General features: G+C 47.9%; 13 protein-coding genes. 6 read left to right on the top strand and 7 right to left on the bottom strand.

Annotated elements, in window-relative coordinates; genetic code table 11:
• Positions 1-24: 24 nt before the first annotated feature.
• Positions 25-210, top strand: coding sequence for a hypothetical protein (locus tag DP_RS13725; protein WP_156792313.1), 186 nt, complete (start codon positions 25-27; stop codon positions 208-210).
• A gap of 44 nt (positions 211-254) precedes the next feature.
• Positions 255-1,250: a YhdH/YhfP family quinone oxidoreductase gene (locus DP_RS13720; protein WP_011189944.1), complete on the top strand. Its 996-nt coding sequence runs from the start codon at positions 255-257 to the stop codon at positions 1,248-1,250.
• Positions 1,251-1,312: 62 nt separating this feature from the next.
• On the opposite strand, the gene DP_RS13715 is transcribed toward DP_RS13720, so the two are convergent.
• Complete coding sequence (locus tag DP_RS13715; RefSeq protein WP_011189943.1) at positions 1,313-2,293, bottom strand: omptin family outer membrane protease; 981 nt, start codon at positions 2,291-2,293, stop codon at positions 1,313-1,315.
• Between the two features lie 401 nt (positions 2,294-2,694).
• Between DP_RS13715 and DP_RS17105 the strand changes: the two genes are divergently transcribed.
• Complete coding sequence (locus DP_RS17105; protein ID WP_049785109.1) at positions 2,695-3,783, top strand: sensor domain-containing diguanylate cyclase; 1,089 nt, start codon at positions 2,695-2,697, stop codon at positions 3,781-3,783.
• Positions 3,784-3,853: 70 nt separating this feature from the next.
• On the opposite strand, the gene dxs is transcribed toward DP_RS17105, so the two are convergent.
• The 3 genes from dxs to xseB are packed head-to-tail and all read right to left on the bottom strand — an operon-like array spanning position 3,854 to position 6,975.
• Complete coding sequence (gene dxs, locus DP_RS13705) at positions 3,854-5,791, bottom strand: 1-deoxy-D-xylulose-5-phosphate synthase (protein WP_011189941.1); 1,938 nt, start codon at positions 5,789-5,791, stop codon at positions 3,854-3,856.
• Positions 5,792-5,814: 23 nt separating this feature from the next.
• On the bottom strand, positions 5,815-6,711 hold the full coding sequence (locus DP_RS13700; RefSeq protein WP_011189940.1) for a polyprenyl synthetase family protein: 897 nt from the start codon (positions 6,709-6,711) through the stop codon (positions 5,815-5,817).
• A 42-nt stretch (positions 6,712-6,753) separates the two neighbouring features.
• Positions 6,754-6,975, bottom strand: a complete 222-nt coding sequence (gene xseB / locus DP_RS13695) for an exodeoxyribonuclease VII small subunit (protein ID WP_011189939.1) — start codon at positions 6,973-6,975, stop codon at positions 6,754-6,756.
• 707 nt (positions 6,976-7,682) lie between these two features.
• On the opposite strand from xseB, the gene hslV reads away from it, so the two are divergent.
• The 3 genes from hslV to DP_RS17100 all read left to right on the top strand — a co-directional run bounded on the left by hslV (position 7,683) and on the right by DP_RS17100 (position 10,277).
• Positions 7,683-8,234 carry an ATP-dependent protease subunit HslV gene (hslV, locus tag DP_RS13685; RefSeq protein ID WP_322740868.1) on the top strand — a complete coding sequence of 184 codons (552 nt, stop codon included), beginning with the start codon at positions 7,683-7,685 and terminating at the stop codon, positions 8,232-8,234.
• On the top strand, positions 8,231-9,604 hold the full coding sequence (gene hslU, locus DP_RS13680) for an ATP-dependent protease ATPase subunit HslU (protein WP_011189936.1): 1,374 nt from the start codon (positions 8,231-8,233) through the stop codon (positions 9,602-9,604). The genes hslV and hslU overlap by 4 nt, the downstream gene beginning before the upstream one ends.
• An 85-nt stretch (positions 9,605-9,689) precedes the next feature.
• Positions 9,690-10,277 carry a zinc ribbon-containing (seleno)protein DG gene (locus DP_RS17100; RefSeq protein ID WP_011189935.1) on the top strand — a complete coding sequence of 196 codons (588 nt, stop codon included), beginning with the start codon at positions 9,690-9,692 and terminating at the stop codon, positions 10,275-10,277.
• 95 nt (positions 10,278-10,372) lie between these two features.
• Here DP_RS17100 and DP_RS19025 read toward each other — a convergent pair whose 3' ends face one another.
• The 3 genes from DP_RS19025 to csrA form a co-directional block, all read right to left on the bottom strand.
• A complete protein-coding gene (locus tag DP_RS19025; protein WP_011189934.1) occupies positions 10,373-12,946 on the bottom strand; it encodes a flagellin N-terminal helical domain-containing protein in 2,574 nt (857 codons plus the stop codon).
• Positions 12,947-13,254: 308 nt separating this feature from the next.
• On the bottom strand, positions 13,255-13,710 hold the full coding sequence (locus DP_RS13660; RefSeq protein WP_011189933.1) for a flagellar assembly protein FliW: 456 nt from the start codon (positions 13,708-13,710) through the stop codon (positions 13,255-13,257).
• Between the two features lie 6 nt (positions 13,711-13,716).
• A complete protein-coding gene (gene csrA / locus DP_RS13655) occupies positions 13,717-13,953 on the bottom strand; it encodes a carbon storage regulator CsrA (protein WP_011189932.1) in 237 nt (78 codons plus the stop codon).
• Positions 13,954-13,977 lie beyond the last annotated feature (24 nt).

Raw genomic sequence — 13,977 nt, 5'->3', positions numbered from 1 at the left:
TTACCTTAAATGGAGTTGAGTTGGATGAATTTTTTAAAGACAGTTATAGCTGGTGGGGCTGGCGTTTTGGTCTCTAGGCACCTGTTACATCTGCAGGGCCTGCAGGCCTTTCTTGCTTTTATGGCCGTTTTTCTTCCCGTATCTTTGGTGCTGGGTTATTTTATCAATAAAAGAGCGGGCAGTGATCTTGAGGGATCTGAGCTTGAATAGAACCCTGATGAGTTAGCACCTTATATTTTTTTCTTGGAGGAAAAATGGTTGAAAATACCTTTAGGGCATTTGTTGTCCGCGAAGAGGCTGATGGCTTTGTCGGTCGCCTGGAGACAAGGTCTCTTGGTGATCTTCCCGACAATGATGTATTGGTTAAGGTCTGTTACTCTTCTTTGAACTATAAGGATGCCCTCTCTGTCTCCGGCAACAGGGGGATTACCCGTAATTATCCCCACACTCCGGGAATTGATGCGACGGGAAGCGTTGTCTCTTCAAAATCGTCCCTTTTCAGGCCAGGGGATAGGGTGGTGGTCACCGGTTATGACCTTGGCATGAATACAGCTGGTGGTTTTGCCGACTATATTAGGGTGCCTGTCGATTGGCTTGTCCGTCTACCTCAGGGCCTGACCCATAGGGAGGCAATGATTCTTGGCACAGCAGGCTTAACGGCAGCCCTATCTGTTTTCAAGCTGAGTCAGTTTGTTGCTCCCGAGGATGGACCCATTGCTGTTTCCGGTGCCTCGGGAGGTGTGGGCTCTCTGGCAACGGCGATCCTTGCTCAGCTGGGCTATACTGTTTTGGCTGTTTCAGGAAAACAGGCAGAGGAGGCCTTTCTCTTGTCTTTGGGAGCCGATGCAATTATTCCCCGGGTGGACCTTGAATCAGCCAGCCCGCGTCCTCTGTTAAAGGGGTGTTTTGCCGGTGCCGTTGACACTGTTGGCGGAACAGTCTTAAGCAACCTTATCAAGCTGACCAAGGCAGAGGGGGCCGTGACCTGTTGCGGTAACGTGGCCTCGGCTGATCTTGATATAACCGTTTATCCCTTTATTCTCCGTGGTATCTCTCTTTTGGGTATTGATTCACAGAACTGTCCGCTACAGACCAGAGAGCTCCTCTGGAATAGGCTTGCCACGATTTGGAAGCCCGCAGGTCTGCTGGAAATCTGTAGGGAAATATCACTGTCTGAGCTCAATGATGCCATTGTTGGGATGCTTGCCGGCAGGCTCAGGGGCCGAACCATTGTTCATATAGCGGATTAATTTGTGGAGATATTTTTGAGGCGTGTGGTCACCAGATGACTGGGGCGTGACAGAACTACTGTCTAGAACTGATAGTCCAGGGAAAGGGTAAGTAAGAGTGCTCTGTTATCGCCTCCGGCAGCATCTCCGCCAAAAAACACTTGTTCCCCGGTGACCATATTGGTCATGGTTGTTGTGCCCAAGGCCTCTTGGTAATATTGGTATTTAAAGGCCCCGATAATCCCCCATTGAGGGTCAATTTTATAGTTTGCTGCCAGATCTATACTCCACATAAAGCTGTTGTCAAAGTCCTCCTCAAAGAAAAGGTTTCTGAGATGATGCATGTCCTCATCCCTTCCCTGGACAAAGGGCGAAGCGATAAGGCGTCCCGAAAAATCCCAATTGCTTAAACTTGATGCAAAACCAAGTCCGATATAGGGTACTGTCCACCACTGTTCATAGCTTATACCAAGCTCATCATCGGGAAAGGTGCCGGTAGAGTCTCGAAAAGCATTATGGGAATAGATGTAACTTCCTCCGTAGGAATTCCACTTCCAGTTATCCTGTTTCAGCCCTAAAAATGCGGAGAAGGTGGTTCTGTTTATATGGTAAAAGGGAATTTCAGCGTTAATGTCAAACATAATACCTCTATCAAGGGGGGTATCCTCATCGTGTGACCAGTGGGTCCAGTCCATGCCCTGGGCAGTCCAGTCATAATCATCCATCTTGCCGCCGCCATTGCTGACGGCAAACCAGATATCTGCATTGAGCTTTAACCACGAACTGGGCTGTACGGAAACTCCGGCGTTGAGCATATAGACGTTGTCCAAGGGCCAGATTAATTCGCTGACCTTTCTGTTCTTTTCATATACCAGTTCCCTGGATTCTCCCCAGATCCTGCCAAAACCGAGTCGACCGCTTACCTCAATCTGCTCTTTACCGAGCTGGACGGTTCTGTTTCCTTCAATCGATTGATTCGTCGGAAGAGGGGTGGCACTGGTGCCGGTTACTATGCCCATAAGGGCAATGACAGTCCCGGCCGTAATCAAAATACCCTTGCCCATACCTCTCCTCTTGGCTTTCTTTGTAAGCAGTCTTGATAAAAAACAAACGTACCGGTTGTGGCGGTGCCAACTTGAGGTTGGCCCTGCTGGGGTGACAGAATCTAACTGTCAGAAATTATATTGTATAACTACTTAAGGTTTTTTAAAAGCAAAAGATTGCCGTTAATATAGCGTTGTTTTGAATAAGAAAAGATTGTTGACTGTTTTTATAATGTGTCCTTCCTGTTGTTGCAGGAGCAGATGAACCCATGTCCCAGCTCTAAAACGGCTCAGGGTGATTTTCTTCTGTAAATCATGAATTATATTAATGTATACTGATGTTATTGGTTGTGTTGAGCTTGTCAGGCTTTTTTTTTGGTGCTCATCGGTGCAATAAAACAGGGCTAAATGGGGTTTGTTTGATGGATGAGTTTGAGAATAAATCCAAACAAGAACTTGCGGAAGAGATAAGACATCTCTTGGAGAAGGTTTCAATCTTGAAAGGGACCTGTGCGCATGCATATGATATTTCCAAGCGGGCCCTGATTGTATCTGAAGAACTCATTAATTATTATTATGATAATATTCCTGCCTATGTCTATATAAAGGATTCTCAGAGTAATTATTTTTTTGTTAATAAGAGCTGTGAGCGCCTCTTTGCTATGAACAGGGAAGATTTATCTAAGAGGGAATATAATGATTTTGATTTTTTTGATGTCAAAATGGCAGAGCGACTCAGAGAAAAGGATAGATTTGTTTTAGATACTGGTGAGAGTATTGAATTCGAAGAGGTGGGGCAACTTTTAATGGCTAAGGGAGCAGAAGAACGTCATTATTTGCTTCTTGCCTTTCCTCTCAAGGATGTGGAGGGCAACACCGTTGGTGTCTGTGGCTTTTCCCACGATATTACCCGGTTTAAGCAGGTGGAAAAAGAGCTCCAGCTGATGAATAAAAAACTTCGGTTAAGCCAGGAAGAGTTGGAAAAAAAGAATGAAGAGCTCTGTCGCCTCTCTTTGACGGATAGTCTTACCGGTCTGTTAAATCGGCGGGCCATTGAACCTCTTGCTGAAAGGGCGATGGCGAGGAGTAGGCGTTCAGGATATTCTGTTAGCCTGCTTATCTTTGATATTGATTATTTTAAGCAGTTTAACGATCAGTATGGGCATGTTGCAGGGGATAGGGTACTTGCTGCCGCAGCTAAAGAGGTTGGGAATTCGATTAGGATCACAGACAGCATTGTTCGTTGGGGTGGCGAGGAATTTGTGGTACTTGCCACGGACACAGATCTGGTTCAGGCGGTACAGCTGGCAAATAAAATACGTCAGGTTGTTGCGGCCATCTCTTTTGAGGATATGGGCGGAATAACGGTGAGTGTTGGCCTTGCTCAGTATAATGGCAAGGGTGATTTCCGGCAGTGGCTTAAATGTGCGGACAGGGCCCTTTACCAGGCAAAGGGGAGGGGGCGCAACTGCACTGTGGCCTATTCCGATCCTCTCCTTGGTGGTGGTTAGTCTGTTGAGACCCGGTAAGGTTAGCGGTATTGGTAAATGGGGGAGGGGGCTTATGCTCTCTCCCCTATTTTTATTCGTTTGCTACTGAAGGGTCTGTCTCTTTTTGGAGCAGATCGAGTGCCGCCATGATAATGCCCCGGCTAGTGATGCCGCTGTTCTCCCACAGTGTTTTTTGTGGGCCGTGTTCAACAAAGGCATGGGGATGGCCAAGAATTTTGGTCTTGATACCGTAGAGGCTTTTTTGGCTGAGAAGCTCAAGGACGGCACTGCCAAAGCCGGAGCAGAGGGTATTGTCTTCGATGGTAATAATTCGGCCCGTTTTTTTTGCCTGTTGGCAGATAAGCTCTGCATCTAGGGGTTTGATGAAACGAGGATTAATCACCGAGGCAGAGATGCCCTGTTTGGCCAACTCCTCTGCTGCTCTCATTGCCGGATAAACACGGTTGCCGATGGGGAGGAGGAGGATGTCGTCGCCTTCCCGTAGCAGTTCGCCCCTGCCTATTTCAAGGATGGGGATACTCTCTATTTCTTGACTTGTGCTTACATCTTCCCCGGCACCTCGCGGATAGCGAATTGCCGTTGGGCCATCATGGCCGGTTGCGGTAACCAGCATCTGTTGGAGTTCGGCCTCATCTTTTGGCGCCATGATGGTTAGATTGGGGATAAATCGTAAAAAAGAAATATCAAATATGCCGTGATGGGTTGGCCCATCATCGCCGACCACTCCTGCCCGGTCTATGGCTAGGGTAACGGGCAGATTGGGGATGCAGACATCGTGGATAATTTGATCCATGGCCCGTTGATAAAAACTGGAATAGATGGCCACTACGGGGCGCATTCCCTGCGAGGCAAGACCTGCTGCAAAGGTTATGGCATGCTGTTCTGCTATGCCTACATCGAAAAAACGATCGGGGTAGGCCTCAGAAAACGGGGTAAGACCGGTGCCGGCAACCATGGCGGCCGAGATAGCCACAATGTTTTTATTTTTTTTCCCCAGCTCAAGCATGGTCTGGCCAAAAACAGTGGTGTAGCTTGCCGGTCCCTTCTTTTTAATAATCTTGCCTGTCTGTCGGTTGAATGGGCCAACACCATGAAAGGCGTCGGGGTTTTCTTCTGCCGGCAGGTACCCTTTGCCTTTTTTTGTGAGGACATGGATGAGGGCAGGGCCCTTTGCTGTATCGCGAACGGTATTCAGGGTGGAGATCAGAGCGTCAATATCATGGCCATCGATGGGGCCGATATAGTCAAATTTAAAGGCCTCAAAGAGCATTCCTGGGGTGAAAAAGCTTTTAAAGCTCTCTTCACTCTTACGCAGGACGTTGAGGATGTTTTCTCCCACATCCGAATCCTGTAATTTTTCTACCAGATGGGATTTTACTCGGCGCATGGTCTTACCGGTAAGTTTTCTGCTGAGAAAACTGGAGAGGGCGCCGACGTTGGGCGAGATGGACATCTCGTTATCGTTGAGGATAACAATCAGATTCTTGTCGAGATGGCCTGCGTGGTTGAGTGCCTCAAAGGCCATGCCTGCCGTCATGGAGCCATCACCGATAACAGCAATAGCCTTATTGTCCTGTTGAAGCAGATCCATAGCGAGGGTCATGCCCAAGGCGGCAGAGATAGAGGTGGAGCTATGTCCTGTCTCAAAGGCATCGTAGTCACTCTCTCCCCTTTTGGGGAAACCACTCATACCTCTGTACTGGCGCAGGGTATCAAATTGTTTCCTGCGCCCTGTTAAAATTTTATGGGCGTAACTTTGGTGTCCTACGTCCCAGACCAGTTTGTCCGTTGGGGTATTGAAGACATAGTGCAGGGCGAGGGTGAGCTCAACAACTCCGAGGCTTGGGGCAAGGTGGCCACCAGTTTTGGAAACGGTGTCAATGATTTTTTCACGGATTTCAGCTGCAAGAATGATGAGATCATCATGAGTCAGTTGACGGATATCTTTTGGGGAGTCAACTCTGTCAAGTAGCGTGTTCCTGGAGGTGGTCTGTGCTTGTTGTAACATAGTTTTATAGCCTTGGGTTGTGGCTAGTTGGTTCGGGAATATATATAGTTGGCAAGTCCTCTCAGAGGATCTGCCCTATGATCAAATAAGGTGAGGGCTTTTATGGCATTGTCAACGGCTGCTTTTGCTTTTTCCCGGGTCTTGTCGATACCGAAAAAGAGGGGATAGGTGGCCTTGCCATGTTCAGCATCACTGCCTGCCGTCTTGCCCAACTCCTCTGTGGTCGCCGTTGCATCCAGCAGATCATCGATGATCTGAAAGGCAAGACCAATATTATTGCCGTACTCTTCCAAGGCGTGGAGTTGTTTGGCATTTGCTCCGGCACCAATGGCCCCGCTCATTATAGAACAGGTTATTAGGGCTCCCGTTTTGCTGCGGTGAATGGTGGCTAGGGTGTCAAAATCGATCTCTTTGTTTTCGCTTTGAATATCGAGTTGCTGCCCTCCTACCATGCCGAGGGATCCTGCTGCTCTGGCCACCATATGGCAAATATCAAGTCGTTTTTCAGCGGTCAGGTTACCCTTACCTCTATCGGCGATCAGGTCAAAAGCCCAGGAGAGTAGACCGTCTCCTGCGAGAATGGCTCCTGCTTCGCCGTAAAGAACGTGGTTCGTCGCCTTTCCTCGGCGTAATTGATCATCGTCCATGGCTGGTAGGTCATCATGGATGAGGGAGTAGGTGTGAATACATTCAAGCGCGCAGGCAACGGGAAGGAGGTTTTCTTGTGTTCTCTCCTGCGCACAGATGCTGTCTGCTGCGGCTAGACAGAGTATCGGGCGAATTCGTTTTCCGCCTGCAAAAAGGCTGTAACGCATTGCCTCTATATGTTTTTTGAAGGGCCCAGATTCTTCGAGCATAAAACGATCCATGGCCTCTTCAACAAGGCTTCGCTTTTGCTCAAGATAATTTTTTATATTCAATGTTTTTCCTGGTTTGTAGGTCTTTAATTGCCAGAACAGGGATTACTCTTCTTCGAAGGGGACTGCCTGAACTTTGCCATCTTTTTTCATCAGTATTTCTACCTTTGCCCGGGCCCCTTCAAGTTGTTCATTGCAGAACTGGGCGAGTTGGATGCCCTCATCGAATTTTTTCAGACTTCCTTCGAGACTTAATTCGCCACTTTCAAGTTCTTCTGTGATTTTTTCAAGTTTGCTCAGTGAAGATTCAAAGGTTCTTTTTGCCATGACAGGGGGCGCTCCTCTTGTGAAAAGACGGTCGGGTCATCGGGAATTTTCGTTCAGAACAGGTGGCTCTGATCGAGTTCTTCTCTGTAATTTATTTTGTAGGTGAATTTTCAATAATATCAGTCAGTTTATCATAAGGTGAAAGACCACCCTCTATAAAAACGTTACTATAGCACATATTTTTATAAAGCTGCTTATCAGAATGAAAAAAAAGAGAGAAGTCTCGGGGTAGAAATTTGTCGTAGCAGAGTCTTCTGCTTGGAATCCTGCCGGTTTTAAGTCTCTTTCTCTGTTGGCTTTGCTTGATCTTTGTCCTTGCCATGGGGGGGAGTAGGGGGGGATGGAATAGTGGTCTCTTTGGTAAAGAAGAAATTTTGCCCATATGAGATGGGATAAATCGCATCTCCACTCTTGCTGAATTTGGTGGAAAAGATCAGTCATCTTGATTTCATAGAAGAAATGCTTAGGGTTGGCACAAGAGATAGGAGAAGGATTCGATTGGTCGCAGAGTTGTTTTTATTGTGATTATCCATTGAATCAATCTTATCTCCAGCCCTCCCTCCTATCTCTTTGATCTTGATGTGAGGGGGCTTTGCCAATAAATAATTGCAACAGAGGCAGGTCGGTTTATCTACCGCCCTGCAATAACAAGAGGATATGGGTTGGCCTTTGGCCGAACCTATCCGAGGATTGAAAAAAGGTATACTGTGAAAAACAAAAGAGACCAAGAAAAGATACGATCAACGACAATTCTGGCTATTCGCCATAAGGGTGAGGTGGTAGTTGCCGGTGATGGCCAGGTTTCCATGGGTAATACTGTGATGAAGCATAATGCTCGCAAGGTACGTCGTTTGTACCATGATCAAGTTATTACTGGATTTGCCGGTGCAACTGCCGATGCCTTTACCCTCTTTGATAAACTGGAAGAAAAACTTGAGCAGTATAATGGCAATCTGATGCGAGCAGCAGTCGAGCTTGCCAAAGAGTGGCGTACCGATAAGATGCTCAGAAAACTTGAAGCCCTGCTGATTGCCGCCGATAAAGATTATTCTCTGCTTCTCTCCGGAACAGGTGATGTTATAGAATCCGATACGGGGGTTCTGTCCATTGGTTCTGGTGGTCATTATGCCCAGGCAGCAGCTCTTGCCCTTGTTCATAACAGTGACCTTGATGCCTATGAAATTGCTAAGGCATCCATGAAAATTGCCGCAGATATTTGCGTATTTACTAATCATTCTACTACTATTGAAAAGATATGACAATTTCCTCATCACTTACCCCAAAAGAAACTCTCGCAGAACTCGATAGATATATCGTCGGTCAGGCAGCAGCCAAGAGATCCGTTGCCATTGCACTGCGTAATCGTTGGCGTCGTCAGCAGGTCCCCTCTCCACTGCGCGAAGAAATTGCTCCGAAAAACATCATCATGATCGGACCCACCGGTGTGGGTAAAACCGAGATTGCGAGAAGACTTGCAAGTCTTGCTCAGTCCCCCTTTATCAAGGTAGAGGCCTCAAAATTTACCGAGGTGGGTTATGTCGGCCGCGATGTTGAGTCCATGATCCGTGATTTGGTGGAACTTGCCATCAGTATGGTGAAGGACGAGGAGAAAAAGCGTATCGAAGGTCTTGCTGAGGCAAATGCCGAAGATCGTATTCTCGATTTACTTCTACCACCGACACCTGTTCACTCGGAGTCCAGTGTAGATCTTCTCCCGGCAAGTGCTGATGTGTCTGCCGCGGGAAGTTCCACCAAAGAAAAATTTCGTCAGATGCTTCGTGACGGTAAACTCGATGAGCGTGAGGTGGAGGTTGAGGTGACAGAAACCTCTCAGGCACCCATGGTCGAGGTAATGGGTGTTTCTGGTATGGATGATATGCAGTCAAATATCCAGGATGCCTTTAGCCGCATGTTTCCCAAGAAGACGAAGCAGAGCAAGATGAAGGTGCCCGATGCCCTTGATGTCCTCACTAAAGAGGAGATGGAAAAACTGGTTGATATGGAGATGGTCTTGAAAGAGGCCCTGCGTAGAACAGAGCAGTCTGGTATTGTTTTCCTTGATGAGATTGATAAGGTGGCCTCTAAGGGTGGCAGTAGCCATGGCCCTGAGGTTTCTCGTGAGGGGGTCCAGCGTGATCTCCTTCCCATTGTTGAGGGTGCCACGGTTTCTACCAAATATGGTATGGTCAAGACAGATCACATTCTCTTTATTGCCAGTGGAGCCTTTCATGTAGCAAAGCCTTCTGATCTTATTCCAGAGTTACAGGGACGATTTCCGATTAGGGTGGAGCTTGAGTCTCTGGGTAAGGATGAGTTTGTTCGTATTCTTACCGAGCCAGAAAATGCCCTTACCAAGCAGTATATAGCTCTTTTGGCAACCGAGGGTGTGACCCTTCGCTTTGAGGACGAGGCTATTGAAGAGATAGCTACCATTGCCGTGCAGGTAAATGAGAGTACCGAGGAGATTGGGGCCAGAAGGTTGCATACCGTGGTTGAGCGGGTACTTGATGTGCTCTCCTTTGATGCCTGTGAGCGTGAAGAGAGTGAATTTGTGGTAACTGCCCAGTATGTGCGTGACCAACTGTCTGAAATTGCAGAAGATCAGGACCTGAGTCGTTACATTCTCTAGTCTGACGGTTTGTTAGCATGATCCATAGGGCGATGTCTTAAGAAATCTCTTGGGGGGTTGCCCTATACTTTTTTTGGAGTGATTTATGGGCTTTCTAGCACGGATATTTGCCGGGGATAAGGCATCCTGTTCAGAGCAGGATGCAGTCCTGGCCATTGATATTGAGATGATGTACTGTCCGGTTTGTGATGAAGAGTATCGAGGTGATATGACCCACTGTGTCTCCTGTGATGTGGAGCTTATAACCGGTGAGTATAAACGCTCCTTACTTCAACAAAAGATGATTGGTAGAGCGCCGCGTTCCATGCTGCTCAGGGATGATGAGGCGATGCTTACCCTGCAGAAGGGGCCGATGAAGGAGATGAAACATCTCAAGACGCTTCTGGCCCGGGTAGAGATTCCCGCCCGTTTACTGTCCGATGATCCGGCCTTGGGTAAATGCTGTGGTGGCCCTCAGCTCTATCTACAGGTGCGAGAGACTGATAGGGATGAGGCAAGCCAGATCCTCCATCAGGATTTTCAAAAATCAACCCATCTTGCCAGCCATAATTTGGTGGGAATGGATAGGGCTATAGACGAGGGTCGCCGGGAGAACAGCTGTCCGGCCTGTGGCCATCTCTTTACCACTGGTCAGCCCTGCTGCCCGGATTGTGGTTTGGTCTTTTCTGCTTAATATTTGTCTGTCTCCTGTCCGTAAATAAAAAAGGGACCCTCTTCAATAGAAGAGGGTCCCTTTTTTATGTTTACGATACTGAGCTTATCCCTTAATTAGCCTTTAAGCAGGGAGAGGGCCAGCTGTGGTGTCTGGTTTGCCTGGGTGAGGATGGAAACACCCGCCTGCTGCAGGATATTATTCTTGGTCATGGCCGAGGTCTCCATGGCAATATCGGTATCAAGGATACGGGATCTGGCCGCAGAGAGGTTTTCGGAAACGTTACTGAGGTTACTGATGGTGGAGGTGAAACGGTTTTGCACCGCACCAAGTCCGCCGCGAATGGCGTCAATATCCATGATTGCCTCATCCACCGAGGCCATGGCGATGATGGAAGCCTCACTGGTGAGGACGTTTATCTGGTCGATGCTGATGGTGCTATTGCCCAGACCGGTCAGACCGGCAAGGCCAAGGGAGTCACCTTCAAGGACAATGTCTATCTTACTGTCAAGCTCCACCTGGCCGACAAAGTCCTTTGCCGTAGCCCCAACACCAAGCATGCCGGCGCTTGTATCATCGATATCCGTTCCGTTTTGTTTTATCTCTTCGGTTATTTTAAATTTTTTACCGTCGTTTCTGGTGATTTCAAGCATGCCGTCATCGTTTACCTTGGCAGAAAATTCCATGGTGGCCTTGATATCACTGTTGATTGCCTTGGCCACATCCTCGGCTGTTACCACTCCACTGGCCATGGCGGATTTGGTGTCAACGGTGATAACAGCGTCCGGGTCCACCTTATCGGGGAGGGTCAGCTTCAGGGTATAGGTGCCTTTGACTCCAGGAGCATTGACTCCCTTGATCATACCCGCCTTGCTGGGATCCTGACCGGCAATATCTATCTCTATATTACTCTTGAGCTGAACAGTGCCACGAAGATCGCGACCATCGCTCATACTAGCCTCAAAACCAGCGGTGGTGCCGTCATGGCGTTGCTTTATGGTGAAGTTCTGCCCACCTGCTCTGGTGACGACTACATTGGGGTTATCATAGGTAGCGGTGAATCCATCGGTATTACCAATGGCTGCGGCAATTTCCTCACCATCAATTTTATCATCTGCTGTCTTGATAATAATGGGTTTACCGTCCAGCTCCAGGGTGTAGGAACCGGCGCTGGTATTAACATCGCCCCAGCCGATGGTCTGGATATTTTCCGGGGTGGCAATGATATTGGTGTCCACCTCCTGAATGGCCGCGGCAATCTTGGTGGCATCCCCCTCCACGGCGCCGATATCCCTGCCGTTGATGGTCAGGTCGCCGGCCTTGAGGGCGCCGGTGACCGGTTTACCTGCTACGATGGCAGGGCCTGGGTATTTACCTGCCTCGATTTTCATTGCTTCGAGAGCTGCAGGTGTGTCGCTCCCCACGGTGAATGCTTCCTTGCTGGTCAGGGATAACTCACCGGAGTATGGCTTTTCAACAGCTTCGTTGAATCCCGTTCCGGTGGAAGATCCACCCGCTGTTAATGTATCTTTAATACTTAAATTTTCCCCGTTTTGGGTACTAATAACAACTTTATTGTTCTCAATGTTTGCGGTAACTTTAGGTGCAAGCGTGTTAATTTTATCTACAATATTTTGTTGACTAACAGCTGTGTCTGGAGCCTTAAAGACTAGGGGCGTAAGTGCGGCTAATGGTGTCCCTGTTTTTAAATCTAAGGTATATGTCTCAGTGCCTAATACGGTTATTGGGGTAAAGCTAAATTCCTGGACATTGCTGGCCGTGGCCTCTACCGCAAATTTTCCGTCAGTAGTTTGAGCATTAATTGCAGTTGCCAGTACCTTGGCATCGTTGGTGTCTACTGTTTTGGTGGGATCTACACCATTGATGGTGAAATTGGTGGCAGTTACAGGAGTAGCATTGTCAATATTTACAGTGAGGGGGAAGTCATCCTTTACCTCAAGCTGGCTTTTACTGAACTCAAATTGCTGATGGTTAATGGGGCGGGCGGTGACGGCCTCGTCGGCGGTGTGGATGGCAGCTGCCAGTTCGCTGTTATTGGTGGCGGCTCCTACCTCCTTGCCATTGACTACCAGGGAACCGGCCGGTATGGAGCCGCTCAGGGAGACGCCCTGTACGGGTCTGCCGCCTGGGGCCTTGATGGCCACCCCGTCCTGGCTGAGATCTTTTGTCAGGGAGCTGGCGACGCTAAAGGAGATACTCTCCTCCTTACCAGCATTTGGGCCCACTTGGAAGGTTGCATCCTTCATGGTGCCGTCAATGACCTTGCGACCGTTGAACTCGGTGGTGGAGGCAATACGGTTCAACTCTTCTTTGAGCTGTTGTACTTCAGAGTTCAGGGAGGCACGGTCGGAGTTGGTATTGGTGTCATTGGCAGATTGAACGGCAAGTTCACGGATACGTTGGAGGATATTGGTTGACTCTTGCAGGGCTCCCTCTGCGGTTTGGGCCATGGAGATACCATCGTTGGCATTTCTGGACGCTTGGTTGAGTCCACGTACCTGAGCGGTCATCCTGTCAGAGATGGCCAGTCCTGCGGCATCATCTTTGGCAGAGTTAATGCGCAGACCAGAAGAGAGTCGTTGCATGGATGTGGCGAGATCGCGTTGGGAGATACCCAGATTACGTTGCGCGTTGAGAGAGCCGATATTGGTATTAATTGTAAGAGCCATGTTTCCTCCGTGAAAGTAAAACTGCCGTGTAGATTATCTTTATGGCAGATGAAAATCCATCTATAGAGATCCAGTATGAATCCTATATCGGTGGAGACTGAGGAATATTTAGAAAATGAAATGAAAAAAAAAAGAAAAAATGAAAATAGCAAAAAAATGACTGAATTTACAAAAAAGAGCTAAAGATTTCAAAATCTTTGTTTTGTAAAAAGGTGATAAAATTGTTTTGAAAACAGGTTGGTGAGAGGGGCGTGGGGGTGGTGTATTGGTTAGGCGAAAGATTAGATAATCTTTCGCCTAAGGAGGCTCTATTCGTTTACGACAGATCTTCGCTCATGTCTCTTTACGGTGGGAAGTGGCGTTTTAGTGGAGTAACCATCACCTCCGAGGATAACCTGAACGGCTCTGTTGTTTGTCGGGGTAAAAATAATTGGTGCCGCCAGATTAAGGGTAATCTTTTGATCGGCGGGCACGGTTACCACGGAGAGGATAAAGTATTCATCACTGCCCGAGATACCAAGGGTCGTATGCTCATCTTTTCCGGGTTGTATCTGGTAGTCAGGGAAAAAATTGTTCGGGTCGGTGAGAACAAAGGCCATATCAGGATCGTCAACGGACTGGATCCAGAAGAGGGGGCCTTCTTTTTTGTTGGGCATAACGATGAAATTGCGCAGATGCGGTAGGCCGACCAAACCGTTAGGGAAAAGTAGGAGGTTGGCTGGATCGTAGTCAATAACACCAAAACGGGTTTTAATTGTATTCATATCTCGTTATTTAGGTTGAGGTGAGATAAGTGACGAAATTGCATCAAGGTCATCAATGGACCATTGACTGGCCTCTTGGTTTTCTGCGATGATGCGTTGATATACTTCTTGGCGGTAAATTTTCTTATCCAGAGGAGCGTCGATACCGATTCGGATAGTTCCGCCCTTGATTTCTACAATTTTAAGAACAATATCATCGCCAATGACTATACCTTCACCCAGTTTTCTAGAGAGTACGAGCATAATTTAATCCAGTTACAATATGGT

The sequence above is a fragment of the Desulfotalea psychrophila LSv54 genome, from assembly GCF_000025945.1.
Classification (GTDB): Bacteria; Desulfobacterota; Desulfobulbia; order Desulfobulbales; family Desulfocapsaceae; genus Desulfotalea; species Desulfotalea psychrophila.
The sequence above is the reverse complement of the archived record's forward strand: the minus strand, read 5'-3'. Positions and strand labels throughout refer to the sequence as shown.